Annotated in this window: 11 protein-coding genes; 6 read left to right on the top strand and 5 right to left on the bottom strand. The window is 42.2% G+C overall.

Annotated features, from left to right (window positions below; all coding sequences use genetic code 11):
- Positions 1–183: 183 nt before the first annotated feature.
- From AC3IRT_RS13375 to AC3IRT_RS13360, 4 genes are all read right to left on the bottom strand, one after another.
- Positions 184–2,763: a BamA/OMP85 family outer membrane protein gene (locus tag AC3IRT_RS13375; protein WP_489393714.1), complete on the bottom strand. Its 2,580-nt coding sequence runs from the start codon at positions 2,761–2,763 to the stop codon at positions 184–186.
- Positions 2,764–2,879: 116 nt separating this feature from the next.
- The gene (gene uppS, locus AC3IRT_RS13370) at positions 2,880–3,617 is read right to left on the bottom strand and encodes an undecaprenyl pyrophosphate synthase (protein WP_489393713.1); all 738 of its coding nucleotides are present in this window, start codon (positions 3,615–3,617) and stop codon (positions 2,880–2,882) included.
- 153 nt (positions 3,618–3,770) lie between these two features.
- Complete coding sequence (locus AC3IRT_RS13365) at positions 3,771–4,661, bottom strand: NAD kinase (RefSeq protein ID WP_489393712.1); 891 nt, start codon at positions 4,659–4,661, stop codon at positions 3,771–3,773.
- 44 nt (positions 4,662–4,705) lie between these two features.
- A complete protein-coding gene (locus tag AC3IRT_RS13360; protein WP_489393711.1) occupies positions 4,706–5,368 on the bottom strand; it encodes a CBS domain-containing protein in 663 nt (220 codons plus the stop codon).
- Positions 5,369–5,589: 221 nt separating this feature from the next.
- Here AC3IRT_RS13360 and glsA point away from each other — a divergent pair, with 221 nt between their 5' ends.
- Together glsA and glsB are read left to right on the top strand one after the other, a co-directional pair.
- Positions 5,590–6,420 (top strand): lyso-glycine lipid O-acyltransferase GlsA, encoded by an 831-nt coding sequence (gene glsA / locus AC3IRT_RS13355; RefSeq protein ID WP_489393710.1) that lies wholly within the window; start codon positions 5,590–5,592, stop codon positions 6,418–6,420.
- 20 nt (positions 6,421–6,440) lie between these two features.
- Complete coding sequence (gene glsB / locus AC3IRT_RS13350; protein ID WP_489393709.1) at positions 6,441–7,406, top strand: glycine N(alpha)-acyltransferase GlsB; 966 nt, start codon at positions 6,441–6,443, stop codon at positions 7,404–7,406.
- Positions 7,407–7,420: 14 nt separating this feature from the next.
- On the opposite strand, the gene AC3IRT_RS13345 is transcribed toward glsB, so the two are convergent.
- On the bottom strand, positions 7,421–9,358 hold the full coding sequence (locus tag AC3IRT_RS13345; protein ID WP_489393708.1) for a KUP/HAK/KT family potassium transporter: 1,938 nt from the start codon (positions 9,356–9,358) through the stop codon (positions 7,421–7,423).
- 196 nt (positions 9,359–9,554) lie between these two features.
- Between AC3IRT_RS13345 and AC3IRT_RS13340 the strand changes: the two genes are divergently transcribed.
- The 4 genes from AC3IRT_RS13340 (at position 9,555) to AC3IRT_RS13325 (ending at position 16,431) form a co-directional block, all read left to right on the top strand.
- Positions 9,555–10,136 carry an RNA polymerase sigma factor gene (locus AC3IRT_RS13340; protein ID WP_489393707.1) on the top strand — a complete coding sequence of 194 codons (582 nt, stop codon included), beginning with the start codon at positions 9,555–9,557 and terminating at the stop codon, positions 10,134–10,136.
- An 85-nt stretch (positions 10,137–10,221) separates the two neighbouring features.
- On the top strand, positions 10,222–11,385 hold the full coding sequence (locus AC3IRT_RS13335; protein WP_489393706.1) for a FecR family protein: 1,164 nt from the start codon (positions 10,222–10,224) through the stop codon (positions 11,383–11,385).
- A 246-nt stretch (positions 11,386–11,631) separates the two neighbouring features.
- Positions 11,632–14,958, top strand: a complete 3,327-nt coding sequence (locus tag AC3IRT_RS13330; RefSeq protein ID WP_489393705.1) for a TonB-dependent receptor — start codon at positions 11,632–11,634, stop codon at positions 14,956–14,958.
- Positions 14,959–14,970: 12 nt separating this feature from the next.
- A complete protein-coding gene (locus tag AC3IRT_RS13325; RefSeq protein WP_489393704.1) occupies positions 14,971–16,431 on the top strand; it encodes a RagB/SusD family nutrient uptake outer membrane protein in 1,461 nt (486 codons plus the stop codon).
- The last annotated feature ends 13 nt before the right edge of the window (positions 16,432–16,444 follow it).

The following is a 16,444-nucleotide window of genomic DNA, read 5'->3' as shown; positions in this document are numbered from 1 at the left end:
CAAAAAATAATCATGCTTAAAAGGTACTGTCGTCCATTTTTAACTTAAATTTAACGGACAACACAGTCAAGAAATGAAACGTATCTGTTGGATACACTGCTACATTCGTACGTCATGTATAAAAAACAAAGAAGGTTATCTCGTAAGAGATAACCTTCTTTGTTTTTTTCTTGATCGTTGTTCTTAGAAACCACCCATATTCTGGATGATACTGAAGGTAAAGTTTTGTCTCCAACGACTTTCTGGCATACCTGGAATAGGATCGAATGCGTGTCCGTAATCAATACCCAACATACCAAAGATCGGTAAGAAGATACGCGCACCAATACCCATCGTACGGCGTACTTTGAATGGGTTAAATTCGCGGAAACTATTCCATGTATTACCCGCTTCTGCAAAGGCAAGGGCAAATACGGTAGCTTGCTCATTCAACATGATCGGATGGCGTAGCTCTAACTGATATCTTGCATAGATAGGAGAACCAGAACGTACAGCAATATTTTGTGCGCTTCCGCCTCCAGTTGATTCTGGGATTACAGTACCATTCGCGTAACCGCGCATAGCAATAATCTCTGTACCTTGTAAGAAGTCAAATCCTTGCATACCATCACCACCCAATACGAAACGCTCGAATGGTGAAATAGGCGCATCGCCACCATACATTCCCAGATAACCAAACTGCGCTTGTGATTTCAATACTAATTTACCGGCAATGGTCGTATACCATTGCGAGTCAAACTTCCACTTGTGGTATTCGACAAATTTGTATACTTCATTAGCTGGCGCTGTAGCGTAATCTACATTATTCCACAACGAGTATGGCGGCGTCAATTGAACGCTCAACTTGATATTCGAACCAGAAGTAGGATAGATGGGCGCATCTACCGTATTGCGGCTAATCTCTTGTGTAAAGTTGATGTTGTAAGAATCTCCATCGGCAAATAAGAATAATCCTGCATAGTTATTCAATACATAACGCTGGAAGGACAGTGAGCTATTGATTTGGAAATAGCGGTCTGGCCATTGCAAGCGCTTACCCAACGTAGCTGTTACACCATGCATGTTGATGAAAGGCGCATTCTCTCTTTCTACCCATTGCGATCCTTGGAAAAACATTTCCCGCATGTTGGATACATATGCATTCAAACCAAAGTAAATAGGCTTCTTACCACCTAACCAAGGCTCTGAGAAGGAGAAGTTGTACGACTGGTATCTTCTACCAGAAGTTTGTCCACGGATACTGAATTTCTGTCCATCACCACGAGGAAGAGGCTTCCACGAATCTTTCTTAAAGAAATTACTCGTCGAGAAGTTGTTGAAATTTAGCCCCAAGGTACCGATGACTTGTCCAGCACCATAACCACCAGATAACTCCACCTGATCAGAAGCCTTTTCTACCACCGTAAATTCTAGATCGGTCGTACCTTCTTCCATGTTCAAGTTCTTACCAGGGTTTGGCGTGATTTTTTGTTCGTCAAACATACCGAGCTGCGAAATCTCTCGAATACTACTCACCAAGGCTTCTCTAGAATATTTCATCCCCGGTTTGAGGAATATGGAGCGTAACACGACGCGATCATTCGTGACATCATTACCCTTCAAGATCACGTTGTTGATGGTGTACTGCTTCCCTTCGAACATCTGGATTTCCAGATCAATGGTGTCTTTAGAGATGCGTTTGATGATGGGCTCGATTGAGAACGTGAGATAACCGTCATTCTGATACAAAGCCGCAATATCATCGCTTGCACGTGTAGGTCCCTCCAGTCTAGCATGGATCTTTTCCTCACTATACACATCACCCTTCTTAATGCCAAATATGAGGTTTAAGATAGAATCTTGATATTTAGAGTTTCCGGTCCAAGTGATATCTCCTACGAAATATTGTGGGCCTTCATACAAGTCGATATCAATATTTATACGTTTGTTATTATAGCGCCATATACTATCCCGCAAGATCTCCGCATCGCGGTAACCTTTATCCTGCATTTTTGCAATGAGGTTTTCTTTGGCCTCTTGGTATTTGTCTTCTTTAAACCGGCCTGGTCCGAATATGCGAAACCATGCACGTGGTTTTACGCCCTTCAAAAACTTCCGCAACTGGCGGTTGGTGAAATTTTCAGCGCCAGTGAAGTTGACATCACGGACTTTGATTTTGTTGTTCTTTTCTACCTTAGCTGTTACCGTTTCGTAGTTGGCTTGGATGGAGTCGGGTGCTGTGGTGATCGTGATATCTGGATACAAGTACGATTTTTCGCGCAGATACTTCTCGATCGTATTACGTGTGGTACGGAGCAAATTTTCGTTTACAATCTTGCCAGAACCGGCATTGAGACGTTTACGGACTTCTTCTGCCTGGCTTTTCTTTAATCCCTCAACAGTAATTCCCGCCAAACGAGGTCTTTCCACCACGCGAATTTCGAGGAAGATATTTTCGCCTTGAATATTCGTCGCATAGAGCTGAACCTCTTCGAAAAGGTTCTGCGCCATAAGGTCTTTAATTACATTTGCGGTTTGCTCACTCGGCACCTCAATGTACTGGCCTACGTTCAATTTCGAAATGGTGATTAGGACATCTTTGTCCAAGTATTCTACTCCTTTTACATCAACTCCGGCAATGATGAAATTTTTCTGATTCAAGTACGAAAGTTCGTCTGGATCGCTAAGATTAATAGGGCGATTTCCAGGTGTTTGAGCCTGGGCAGAATAAAAAACGGAAAGTGCGGAGATTATAAAGGCGAGTTTAACAAATATGTGCTTCATCTACTAATTATTGTCGGTGCTAAAGTACACCAATCTCTTGTTAATTTATGTTAAAAGACCGATCGCAAGCTTTAAGAAGTGTTAAAACGAGGGAAAGGGTCAAAAGTAAACAAATCTTACAATTGTTCACTAATCTTACCGAATCTTCTTTCTCGGTTTTGGTAGTTATATATGCATTCATACAGATTCTCGCGCGTAAATTCGGGCCACATAATCGGTAAAAATGCGAATTCGGTATAGGCCATTTGCCACAACATGAAATTGCTAATACGTTGTTCACCGCTCGTACGTATCATCAAATCAGGATCTGGAAGCCCAGTTGTATATAAATTTTCGGAAAACAATTCTTCGGTAATATCTGTTGTAGCAAGTTCACCATTTTGCACGCGTTGCGCAATCTTTTTGGTCGCTTGCAAAATCTCTGCACGAGAGCCATAGCTCAAGGCTAGCGTTAAAGTGCATACGGCGTGATCTTCGGTCTGGTCAATGGTTTCTTGCAAAGTACGTTGGCAATGCGCGGGCAAATCGTCAATATTACCTACTGCGTGCAACTTCACCCGGTTTTTTTTGAAGGTTTCTACTTCCGTGGAGAGCGAATGCACCAAGATTTCCATTAAAGCCTGCACTTCTTCTTTCGGACGATTCCAGTTCTCGGTAGAGAAAGCGTATAAGGTTACAAAAGGAACGCCAATTTCTACACAGCCTTCGAGCGTTTCGCGAACCGAATTAACACCATTCTGATGGCCAAAAACACGGTCTTCTCCTTTCTCTCTTGCCCAGCGGCCATTGCCATCCATAATGATTGCAATATGCTTAGGTAAAGTATCCTTATTTATTTTGTTTTTGAAATCCATGATTTAATCGTGAAAATACTTCTGGAACCTACGTGCCTTCTATATTATATTGGGCGTAAAGATAGCTTTTTTTCAATGAAGTACCTCCGGCTAATGTAATAGCGGCAATACGTACATCGTTAGATTAATAGTGTGATATAGCGTATTGTATGCTTAGTAATTGCGTACGTCTAATCCCCAAAGGAGTTTCTCGCGCAGAATACTGAAGTATTGATCCTTTTTCAAGCGAATAAGGTTCACTTCAAAATTTGCTTTTCTGATTCGTAAAGTTGTGGTACTCGGTAAAGTTTTGCTCCGGGAGTCACAGCTCAAGATGTATTTTTCGGTACGACTGTCGATCTTTAGTTCCAACTCCGATTCGGCTGAGATCACGATTGGTCTTACATTTAAATTGTGGGGAGATACGGGTGTAATTACAAAATTGCCACTGCCAGGCATAATAATTGGTCCGCCACAGCTCAAAGAATACGCAGTAGAACCCGTTGGCGTAGCGATGATTAATCCATCCGCCCAATAATCATTCAATAGTTGCTGATCCAAATTGGCATGTACCGTAATCATGGCCGATGTATCGTACTTAAATACGGTGATGTCGTTGAGGGCAAAGTTTTCGTCTCCGAATAAGTCATCTCCCGTACTGGAAACTGAAAGCACACATCTGGACTGAATGGTGTACTCGCCATTCAATATTTCTTCTAGCGCCTGTTCGATGTCATTTTTGCCGATATTTGCCAAAAAGCCAAGGCGACCAAAATTGATCCCAACGATTGGGATGCCCGAATCGCGAATTAGTGATACGGCAGAGAGCATTGTGCCATCACCGCCCAACCCTAGCATAAAATCAATAGGCTTAGGAACATCTTTAAGGCTGTTGAAGGTTTTGAAATGTGGCGGACAATATAATTCATCCTTTAGAAAAGCAAAAAATGGATCGTAGATATACACGTCGATATCACGTGCGGCCAGAAAACGAAATAATTCTTCTACGTACGAGTTGACGGAAGGGTTGAATTCGCGTCCATAGATGGCTATGGTAGTTTTCATGTGAGCAAGTAGTTAAAGCGGGCAAATGTCGCAATAATTGTTCATTATAATTCTAGGTAGTTCATCAAAAGATTGTAGCGATCCTGAATATCATTCTTGTCACTGCCATCATTGAAGGTAGCTTTCACAACATAGTCAAAACGCCATAGCGAAGCCACAATTGCTGCAATATTATTTTTATTAACCTTAATGGTCATTTCTATACGATCCGAATCAGGTAATTGGCGCGATGAAATACTCAGAATACGAGTATTCTCCGACTCGATGATATGCGAAACCTGCGATAGCGTGTAATCACGACTATCCATCTCCAGTACAATCACAGCACCCGCTTCGTTATTTGCCAAGGTGTGGTTCAGCGCCATCAAAATATCCTTCTGGGAAATAATGCCTAAATATTTGTGATCCTTGGTAAGTACGGGCAAAATATCGTGATCGTGTATCGCCATAATCTGCAAACCATCAAAAATATGTTGGTAATCATACACATACACCAGTGGTGAGGTGCGTCTGATGTCGGCAATGGCTTTAGATTCGTCCTCTTCGGCCAGCAGATCCTCTTCGCGAACTAAGCCAATAAACTCACCATCCTGTACAATCGGTAGTTGGTGAAAGTGAAATTCATTGATGCGATGCAATACATGATCTACCGTATCTTGCGGATTGACTTCTGCATAAAACTTAGAAATAATTTCGCCTATATACATGCTGTTCCTTGTTCGTTCTTATTCAGTTAGACTATGTTTAGCGCCAACGTTTAATACGTCACATTTTCGTTGTATAGTTTCTTGACTTATGCTAAGTTAATAACATTCAGGGGATCAAGCCTAATCGAGAGCGTTGTGACTACACTTTTTTTTTCAAAGTTATTCATTGATGTCATAAATTATGTATTTTTACAACAAAGGAGTAGGGTATTTAGCACTTTATGAAATCAGTAGAGCAAGAAAAGTTTATAGAGATACGGAGCGTTATTCATAAAAAAAACCCAACACTAGCCAAGTGGATTCCCAAACCTCTCATTAGTTATTTACAGCGTGTGATACACGAGGATGATATCAATTATATCATGCGCGAATATAAGAATGACTATGGATTGGATTTCGTGGATTCACTGCTAAATGAACTTGGCGTAGAGGTTGTTCTGGAGGGTGTGGAGCACATTCCACTGACAGATAGTGTTATATTTGCTTCCAATCATCCGTTAGGCGGTTTGGATGGAGTGGCTTTTATGCAGGCCATTGGGCGATACCGCAAAGATGTTAAATTCTTGGTGAACGATATTCTATTGAATGTACGAAATCTAGAACCCTTATTTATTCCGGTCAACAAGCTCGGTGGCCAAAGTAAAAGTGGCATCGCGGCGATTGAGAATGCATACGCTTCCGATCAAGCATTATTGGTGTTTCCAGCTGGGCTGGTCTCGCGCAAAATAGACGGGAAAATTCAGGATTTGGAATGGAAGAAAAGCTTCATCTCCAAAGCTAAAAAGTATAAAAAAGATATTGTGCCAGTATATATTGATGGAAAGAATTCCAACTTTTTTTATAATCTGGCACGATTAAGACAGCAGTTGGGTATCAAAGCCAATATTGAAATGCTGTATTTGCCCGACGAGATGTTTTCACAGAAAAACAAGCGGGTAAAGATTGTGATTGGGAAGCGTATACCATATACCGACTTTGATGCTTCCAAAAATGAACGTGCATGGGCTGAAGACTTGCGTACATTAGTGTATGACATGGCAAAGGCCAAATAGATAGAGAAGAATAGTAAAGTATGCAAGACATTATTGCACCAGTAGATAGAGCGTTAATAAAAGCTGAACTGACACCAGAGTCCTTTCTGCGTCATACGAATAATGGTAACAATGAGGTATATCTCGTGAATTACCACACAGCACCGCATATCATGCAAGAAATTGGAAGATTGCGAGAGCTGACCTTTCGCGGAGCAGGCGGTGGTACTGGACTACCATTAGATATTGACGAGAATGATACGTGCGAGCACAATTATGATCAATTGATTGCTTGGAGTCCAGAAGATGAGGAGATCACGGCGGGATATCGTGTGATTCGCTGTGATAAAGCCATTGATCGGGAAGGCAATATTCATTTGTCTACAGCACATTATTTCGATATTTCTGAAAAATTTGTGCGTGAATACTTGCCTTACACCATAGAATTGGGCAGATCTTGGGTGCAACCCAAATATCAACCGTCCAGCGAAAACCGTAAAGGGATTTATTCTTTAGACAATCTGTGGGATGGTTTGGGGGCAGTGGTAATTATCAATCCAGAGATCAAGTATCTTTTTGGTAAGGTAACTATGTACCCGCATTATAATGCGGTGGCACGTGATCTCTTGATGTACTTTATGGCATGTTATTTTCCAGATAAAGAACAGCTGGCGAAGCCCGTAGAATCCTTATTCTTAGGTTATAAAACGGATATTTCAGAATTCCAAGGTATATTCGACGGATTGCCGTATAAAGAAGGATACAAGCTGCTAAATGCAAAAGTGCGCGCCTTGGGCGAAAACATACCGCCGCTTATCAATACATACATGAATGTGTCTCCAAGTATGATGACATTTGGGACGGCGCTAAATGATGAATTTGGCGAGGTAGAAGAGACCGGTATTCTGATTACAATCGATGATATTTATCCGACGAAGAAAGAACGTCACATGACGACTTACGAAAGGGATAAAGTACAAGAAAGAATTAAAACAAAAGAGGCTTAATCCTCTTTTGTTTTTTAGTTTAAGCGATTCAGCTTTACGTCATTCGTATCTGGAATATTGAGCGGCACGCGCTCCAAAGTAACGAAGCTACTATCCAAGCCAAAGCTTTTCTCTTCGCTCAGGCTAAAGGTGCGCAGCACTTTATACATTTCCATGATGATTCTGTTGCCCCAAGAAAGGCTAGACGACTTCGAAAATACTTTTTCCAGTACCACAAAGTTGAAATCTCCAGCTATCTGATGTTTTTTCAACGTATCATAGCGGCTGGTGATATCGATTTCGCCTTTGGATACCATGTCTTCTACGACTTTTCGAAATAGCAAACTGATCTTTTGTTCCTCACGAAATCCTAACTTAAAATCGACACGTACCAATTTTCCGAGTATTAATTGTTTGACCGTATAATCGCGTGCGTGCGGCGTATCCATCACGTCTACGTGTACAAACCAATATACATCAGCGCGTTTTGGTTTCTTGTTGATGATGGAGTACACGATCTTGTCTTCAATGTCATGCATGTTATTCGCACTCGTAAGATAGACCAGTTGAGAGGCGAATGGCTGTATGCTCGTATCCGAACTTAAATCGGATAGAATACCATAATATTTCCGAATATCCACGAAGCGGATATAAGCATTCTTGATTTTGCGCGCCATGTACCAGGCGTACATCACAAAGAATATCGCCGATGCCAAAACCAGCGTCAGCCAACCGCCATGCGTAAATTTCACCAAATTCCCCGCTAGGAAAGCCAGTTCAATGACAAAATAAACTACAGCAAACATCGCAATCCAGATTTTTGGTACGCGCTTACGTACCATATAATAACACATCAATGCTGTGGTGGTAATGAAGGTCATATTGATCGCCAAACCATATGCCGCCTCCATATTGCTCGATTTACGAAATACGGCGATAATCAAAATGCAACCAAGGTACAAGATCAGGTTGATGGACGGTACATACAATTGTCCCTTATGATCGCTTGGATAGCGAATAGATACTTTTGGCCAAATATTCAATCGTACTGCTTCCGATATCAATGTATAAGCGCCCGAAATCATGGCTTGACTAGCTACAATCGCGGCAATGGTAGCGATCACGATTCCGGGTACGACAAACCATTCTGGCATAATGCCAAAGAATGGATTGAGATCGCCCAAACGTGCACCTTGGTGTGTGAGCAGCCAAGCACCTTGTCCAAGGTAATTCAACAAAAGCATGCTTTTTACAAAAATCCAGCTGATCCGAATGTTCGACTTGCCACAATGCCCCATATCCGAATATAACGCTTCGGCTCCAGTAGTACATAAGAATATAGCGCCTATAATAAATAGCGAATGTGGGTGTTGTACAATGGTTTGTACGGCGTACCAAGGATTAAATGCTTTCAACACATAAGGCGCTTGATCGATATGTAGTATACCTAATATTCCGATCACCACAAACCAAATTAGCATAATCGGACCAAAAACGCGGCCGACGACCGAAGTGCCAAAGCGCTGGATGACGAATAAGAAGGAAATGATCAAGACCACAATCGGCACGGTTGGTATAGTGGCATTCATCATCGAAAGTCCTTCTACCGCCGACGAAATAGTAATTGCTGGCGTAATCATGCCATCGGCCAACAACGTCGAAGCACCTATGATGGCCGGAATAATCAGCCATTTGCTTTTTCGCCGAACCAAAGAATATAGCGATAAGATACCACCCTCGCCATTATTGTCAGCACGTAGCGTGATAATGACGTATTTGATGGTGGTTTGCAGCGTGAGTGTCCAGAATATACAGGATAGACTTCCTAAAATCAGGCTCTCTTCAATGATCTCCTGATGGAAAATCGCTTTGAAAACGTATAATGGAGATGTACCAATATCTCCAAAAATGATCCCTATACTGATCAGTAAGCCCGCGGCACTAAGCCGGTTTAAATGCGATTTATTGTCCATGAGACAGCGATGTAAATAACGCGGTAAATGTATTAATTTTCTGGATTTAATTACCATGTTTTGACATTTCTGTACTTGATCGAATTTTAGAATGAAATAATCATAGCTAGAATTATCTTTCCCATTTCTGAATTTTCTATTTTATAAAAGTTCGCTCAATTTTTATAGCTTAGTTAAAATTAGTATTTCAGCACCTATGAAGTCTACCAGTTATGAAACCTTGCTTGAAGGCGAGTTAATTCCGTTGTTAACTAATGGGGATAGAAAGGCTTTCAAGGAAATTTTTAATCGCTATAATCATTTTTTGCTGAGTTACGCTGATAGACTGACACGCGATACGCAGGAGAGTGAAGACCTTATTCAAGAGATTTTTGTTCGAGTATGGGAAAATCGTGAACGATTTGATCCTTCCAGAAGCCTTTTCAATTACTTGAAGGTGAGTGTACGAAATGGATTTCTGAATCAGGAAAGATCGAAGAACAATCGTACTGCATTTAAGAAAGAACTCTTACATTATCTTACTCAAGGGTACGATGGAGCGGATCAAAAGCTCTTAGACAAAGAGCTGATCAGCAGATTGGAAAATATTGCTCGATCCCTTCCCGGCAAGATGGGTAAGGTTTTTCTGATGACACACTTTGAAAACTACAGCAACGAGGCGATAGCCGATGCGTTGCAAGTCTCTGATAAAACGGTGAAAAACCTTCTTAGCCAGGCAGTTGTTAATATCCGGTTGCGTTTGGGCTTGTCCGTAGCGTTAGCGATTTTGCTTTCTTAGCAAATAAAAATAAAATAATTCGGGATAAATAGCCAGTACATGTGTACTATATAAAAGGGGGCACACAAAAGCCTTCTCAATAACCATGAAAAATAAACCTTCGCAGGAGTTAATCGAAAAATACTTGGATGGGAATGCTACGCAGGAGGAAATGCGCTTTGTGGAGGCCGCTTTGAATCGGCATATGGATCAAAGCGAAGCGTTGCGCACGTCCAAAGAACTCGTCAAAGCTTCTAAGCGAATAAAGCGAAATCTTTTTGGGAATAGCGGTAAACCTGTGCTGCGTATTAATCGCATGCTTCCTTATGCTGCGGCAGCGACAGTCCTGTTTCTTGGGGTTGTATTTTGGAGATGGCAGATACAAGAAAGAAAGATGGCAATGGATAGCATGGCGAAGCAGCAAATCGTTGATGCTCAGCAGGTGTTGCCCGGAAGCAATAGAGCTACGCTTTCTTTTGATGGCGGCCAAGACGTAACATTAGATGAAAGTCAGCACGGGATCGTAGTGAGCGATCGTGGAATTACATATCGCGACGGGAGTAGTTTGCTTAAGGAGAAATCGGTAAGCCAACCTGTATCTCACGCTACATTGACGACTCCAAAAGGAGGTACGTATCAAATCACCTTACCTGATGGCTCAAAAGTTTGGCTTAATGCTGCATCTAGTCTTAAGTATCCTGTGAAGTTCGATGATCAGCAGCGCATCGTTGAACTCGAAGGAGAAGCCTATTTTGAGGTAAAACAACTACAATCCAAAATGAAAGACAAGCGTGCATCATTTACCCCATTCTTAGTGAAGACCAAACGACAATTAGTCGAAGTATTGGGTACTGGTTTTAATGTTTCTGATTATGAAGATGAGGAAGAAACTAAAACCACCTTGGTAGAAGGAAGTGTGAATATCGTCACTAATAACAATAAGGTATTATTATCGCCAGGGCAACAGGCTGTGGTATCAAGAAATAATACGAACATACGCGACGTCGATGTAGAGCAATTTGTAGCATGGAAGGAAGGGTTTTTCTATTTCGACCGTCTTCCCACTCAAGTTGCGCTAGCTCAACTGGCGAGATGGTATGATATTGATGTGAAATATGAGTCAACAGTACCGAATGCTCCAATTTTTGGAATGATTGATCGTCAAAAGAATTTGGCATCAGTACTGAAATCCCTAGAAATAAGTGGTCTTAAATTCAAATTGGTTGAAGTTAAGGATCGACGTACACTGGTTGTGCTAGGAGAAAAGTAAACTATCAAAGCTGGTGTCAAAAGACTGGCTTGGCGGCATAGACGCACCAATTATAAACATAAATTAGGAGGGCTCGTATGGACACTTCGTAAGGATGCTATTTATTGTAATAGCAATTCTATTCAGAATAGTAACGGATGATGCTGATGACATCATCCGCAAGTTTTGCTTGGAATATATGATAGACTAGTTAGTAATCCCAACTAGTCAACAACCAATTTTACATAACCCAAACGATACAAATCTATGAGTTTTAAATTATTTGTAAAAGCACCTTTTTGGTCTTTTATTGACCGGTGGCTATTTATTATGAAACTAGCATTTTTTCTAACCTTTATTTTTGTTCTTCAGGCCACAGCCGAGGGTGTGGCACAAAAGATCACACTGCACGCCAAGAATAAAAGTCTTCGGTATGTGATGAAAGATATTCAGCAGCAGCGAGGTTATTCATTCTTGTTTCGCGGCGCTCATATTGCGGATACACGCGTCAATGTACAAGTTAAGAATGCAGAATTCGCGGATGCCATGCGCGTTATATTAGACGGGCACAATCTACAATGGTCTCTAGACGATGATATTATCACGATCAGACCAGCAGCTACGCGATCCACTCAGCCTAAGCTTGTACAAGCAACCAATGCTCAACAGCAGCGAGTAATTACGGGTTCCGTAAAAGATAATCTAGGCAATCCTTTAGAAGGTGTAACTATTCGGGTAAAAAATACGGAATCGGCCACTACTACCGCCTCTGACGGAAGCTATCAGATACGCGTGCCGAATGAAAGTACTGTGTTAATCTTTTCGTTGATCGGCTTTGGATCTGTCGAAGAAACTGTGGGCATTCGATCGGTTATTGCAGCCACTTTACAACCTTCGGTCAACGATTTTGAAGAGGTCGTCGTGGTTGGATATGGCACAGTGCGCAAAGCCGATTTGACGGGTGCGGTAGCACAAGTCAAAACCGCACAGCTCGAAGCAGTTCCTGTATATAATATTGAACAAGCCTTAAAAGCAGGAGCTACAGGAGTGCGTGTGGTACAGAACTCAGGATCGCCGGGTGCGCGTATGGAAGTGCGGATTCGCGGTGCCAACTCTATGATTGGCGACAATCAACCGCTCTATGTGGTAGATGGTTTTCCAGTCACCGGCGATATCAGTTACCTCAATCCATCCGATATCGAATCAATGGATATCCTAAAAGATGCATCTGCGACGGCCATCTATGGCGCGAGAGGCGCAAACGGAGTCGTGATTATCACATCGAAAAAAGGAAAAGCGGGTCAGCCTACTCGAATCGATGTACAAAGTCAGTTTGGTATCCAAGAAGATATCAAACGAATGGAAGTATTGGATGCGCGCGAATATGCGATCGTTGCAAACGAATGGTTGAAAAATGCGAATCAGCCGCCGATATTCAATTTGGATGAAATCCAAGGCCCAGGTACAGACTGGCAGCGTCAGATCTTGCGAAAAGCACCGATGCATAACCATACCGTGACGATTTCGGGGAGTTCAGAAAAAACACGGTACTCTCTATCTGGGAATTATTACGATCAAGATGGTATTATCATCAATACCGGCGCCAAACGTGGATCGGTTCGGATGAATATGGATCACCGTCTTTTTGATTGGCTGAGTATGGATTTTAATGTGAACTTGTCTAGAAGAGAACGCTTCCAAGTTCCGGTAGATAATGGGAATGCGGGCAATTCCATGTATTCGGGGGCGATTTCTGCGCCTCCAACGTTACCGGTGTCCGACGAAAATGGCTTGTATACACAATTTCGTCAGATCTACTCATTCGCAGAAGTTTCCAACCCCATGGTATTCCGCGAACCGTATAAAAATCGCAGTCTTACCAATGTGGTCATTGGTAATACTAGCTTTACGGTGAACTTGGCAGAAGGGTTGACCTTCAAAACTTTATTGGGTCTTGAAACGCATCATGGTGCGAGCGAATTGTTTGTTCCCCTAATCTACCCTAATGATAGAGGCGCGGCATCCCAAGGTACGTCATATCGGACTTCATTTTTAAATGAAAACATCTTGAATTACACGAAGTCTTTTGGCACGCAACAGCGATTGGATCTGATGGGAGGATTCACTTATCAGAACGATCTCAATCGCGTGTCCAATATCGGTGTAAGTGGTTTTGCCAATAACAATACCGCAAATTTTAATTTGGGAGCGGCCGAGACCATAAACCCACCTTCGTCCGGAATTTCGCGATGGGCGATGTCTTCGTGGTTGGCCAGAGCCAATTATTCACTGGCAGAAAAGTATTTATTTACCGCAAGTATTCGTGCCGACGGCTCATCGAGATTTGGAGAAGATAACAAATGGGCCACATTTCCATCGGGAGCGGTAGCTTGGCGAGCCAGCAATGAACCATTTCTTCAAGAGGTGGAAGCGATCAATGAATTAAAAGTGAGAGCTTCCATTGGTATGACGGGAAATACGGCACTCTCGCCTTATCAATCCCTAGATCGTATCTCTCCTGTACGATCCATTTATGGAAATAGCACGGAGGTGATTGGATATGTACCATCTGGTATTGCAAATCCTGCATTGCGATGGGAGACCACAACGCAAGCTGACGTCGGTTTTGACATAACATTGTGGAATAATCGAGTGACGGTTACGGCAGATTATTTTACCAAAAGAACCACAGACGTATTAGCATCGGTACCGCTTCCGCCGTCGATTGGTTTCGGTTCCATGTTACAAAATATTGGAGAAATCAGAAATCAAGGATTTGAGGTCAATGTATCATCGGATATCTTGACCAAAGAGTTCAAGTGGAATGCCGGCGTTCGTCTTTCTACCAATAGAAGTGAGATCATTACCCTAGCAGGAGGAAATGATATTTTTAGTAGTTCGCTCGATCTTTTCAGATCCAGTATGAACATCGCTCGAGAAGGGTATCCATTCGGTATGTTTTTCGGTCTGGTAGAAGATGGTTTGGACGATCAGGGTAGGATTAAATACGTGGATCAAAATCAAGATGGTGAGATTAATGCATTGGATCGCGTGATCATCGGTAATCCTTATCCAGATTTTATTTACGGAATCAACAGTGATTTCGCATACAAAGGTTTCGAGTTAAATGTCTTTATAGAGGGCGTGTATGGCAATGATATCTTTTGGGCAACGGCCGGGAATAACCTCAATTCTTTTCAGCGCGGTTCCAATCAATTTCGTGATTTGATAGGCAATTATTGGACAGCAGAAAATCCAAACCCTAATGCCAAATACCCTAGAGTAAGCTCTACATCACCATTGGATGTATCCGACCGCTTTATAGAAGACGGAAGCTACCTACGATTGAAATCTGTACGTCTGGCATACAATATACCTATAGCTAAACTTACGAATTCTAAATTGAAACGCGCACAGGTGTACATATCGGGAGTCAATTTGTTTACGATTACCAATTACCCCGGTATTGATCCCGATGTGAATACCACAGGTACGGATTCGCAAGGTGTAGGCGATCGACTTCGTATGGGAATTGACCAGACCGCCTACCCAACAGCCAAGATGTTTTTGGCTGGAATTAATTTTTCATTTTAAAAGATCAGGATCATGAAACATATCATAATCTCATTTATCATACTGGCAGCCACTTGGTGCTCTTCTTGCAGCAATCTTTTGGATGAGATGCCGGAAGATTTTATTAGCAGGGTAAATTTTTATCAAAACGAGACAGACGCACTGGGCGCTATTGCTGGAGCATATTCCTCGTTTGGAATAGATTACTATAACATTAATTATTACCTATTGCTGGAATTGCATGGGGATTATATCGACGGTAGGGGTTCACAAGCACCGATTTCGAATTTTGCTCAAGTATTGGATAATGTGGGTATCGGTCGAGCTGCCACCGGTTGGTCCGTGCTGTACCAGTCGATTAATCGGGCAAACGCCGTACTAGATAATGTGCCCGGCATTGTAAACATGTCGGATAATGTAAAGAAAAGAATTATTGCAGAGGCACGCTTTATTCGCGCGATGGCTTACTATAACTTAGTCAAAGCGTGGGGGCCAGTGCCTATTCGATTACATGAAGCTAGAGATCTCAGTGCATTGTCGGCTCCTCGCGAACCAGAAGAACAAGTGTACGCTTTAATAATGGAAGATCTGGAAGCAGCACAAAATGATTTACCGACCTCAGTAGGAACGGAAACAGGTAAGGCTTCTGTTGGTGCGGCCAAACTTCTGCTTGCTAATGTTTACCTTACCTTGGGCCAGTGGGAGAAGGCAGCTACAAAAGCCGAAGAAGTGATTACGTCCGGGGTTTATAGTTTGGTAGAGGTCGATAAACCCGATGATTTTTACAAAATTTTCGCCACGCAAACCTGTTCCGAAGATGTGTTTTCAGTACATCATTCTGAGAATCGATTTTCTGAAATTCCGCTTTATTTGCATCGCGGCGATACGCCTCCATACAATTATTCGAGCCGCGGATTTTGGGCATGGATTCCAAATACCAATTCATTTATTGGTTCAAGCTGGGACAATAATGATATGAGAAAATCATTCAACCTCTACACCAAACACCTTGATAGAAATGGCAACGAGGTTAATTTGCCTTCCACTTCTCCAATTTTATTCAAAAAATTCATCTCGAACACTGCGGGACTGAATGTATATAGTCTGCCGATCCTGCGCTATGCGGAAGCATTCTTGATCTATGCCGAAGCCGCCGCACTTGCAAATAATGCCGTCACGCCGCTTGCCTTAGAAAGGTTGAATATCATTAAGCGTCGTGCCTACGGATACCCGTTGAACGCCGTTTCTCCGGTAGACTATACGGCTGCTGCAGATGCACGCGCATTTCAAGATGTTGTACTTCTAGAGCGAGGGTATGAGTTTATTCTCGAAGCGAAGCGCTGGTGGGATCTCAAGCGTACCGGAAAAGTCAAATCTGCCTTTCAAGCTGTCGGCAAGACTTATATGGATGAAAGAATGCTTTTTCCTATACCAGAAAACGAAATTAATAGTAATCCTGCACTCAGTCAATCAGACCAAAATCCGGGATATTAAATCATTGAATCGA

Source organism: Sphingobacterium sp. KH_072 (assembly GCF_057837975.1).
This window is presented reverse-complemented; position numbering and strand designations above follow the sequence as displayed.

What these genes read in the sequence shown, in the direction of transcription:
- glsA (WP_489393710.1), top strand. Translation starts at nt 5,590, where the DNA reads ATGAAATCAGTAGAGCAAGAAAAGTTTATAGAGATACGGAGCGTTATT.
- AC3IRT_RS13360 (WP_489393711.1), bottom strand. Translation starts at nt 5,368, where the DNA reads ATGTATATAGGCGAAATTATTTCTAAGTTTTATGCAGAAGTCAATCCG.
- AC3IRT_RS13330 (WP_489393705.1), top strand. Translation starts at nt 11,632, where the DNA reads ATGAGTTTTAAATTATTTGTAAAAGCACCTTTTTGGTCTTTTATTGAC.
- AC3IRT_RS13340 (WP_489393707.1), top strand. Translation starts at nt 9,555, where the DNA reads ATGAAGTCTACCAGTTATGAAACCTTGCTTGAAGGCGAGTTAATTCCG.
- AC3IRT_RS13325 (WP_489393704.1), top strand. Translation starts at nt 14,971, where the DNA reads ATGAAACATATCATAATCTCATTTATCATACTGGCAGCCACTTGGTGC.
- AC3IRT_RS13365 (WP_489393712.1), bottom strand. Translation starts at nt 4,661, where the DNA reads ATGAAAACTACCATAGCCATCTATGGACGCGAATTCAACCCTTCCGTC.
- uppS (WP_489393713.1), bottom strand. Translation starts at nt 3,617, where the DNA reads ATGGATTTCAAAAACAAAATAAATAAGGATACTTTACCTAAGCATATT.
- AC3IRT_RS13345 (WP_489393708.1), bottom strand. Translation starts at nt 9,358, where the DNA reads ATGGACAATAAATCGCATTTAAACCGGCTTAGTGCCGCGGGCTTACTG.
- glsB (WP_489393709.1), top strand. Translation starts at nt 6,441, where the DNA reads ATGCAAGACATTATTGCACCAGTAGATAGAGCGTTAATAAAAGCTGAA.
- AC3IRT_RS13375 (WP_489393714.1), bottom strand. Translation starts at nt 2,763, where the DNA reads ATGAAGCACATATTTGTTAAACTCGCCTTTATAATCTCCGCACTTTCC.
- AC3IRT_RS13335 (WP_489393706.1), top strand. Translation starts at nt 10,222, where the DNA reads ATGAAAAATAAACCTTCGCAGGAGTTAATCGAAAAATACTTGGATGGG.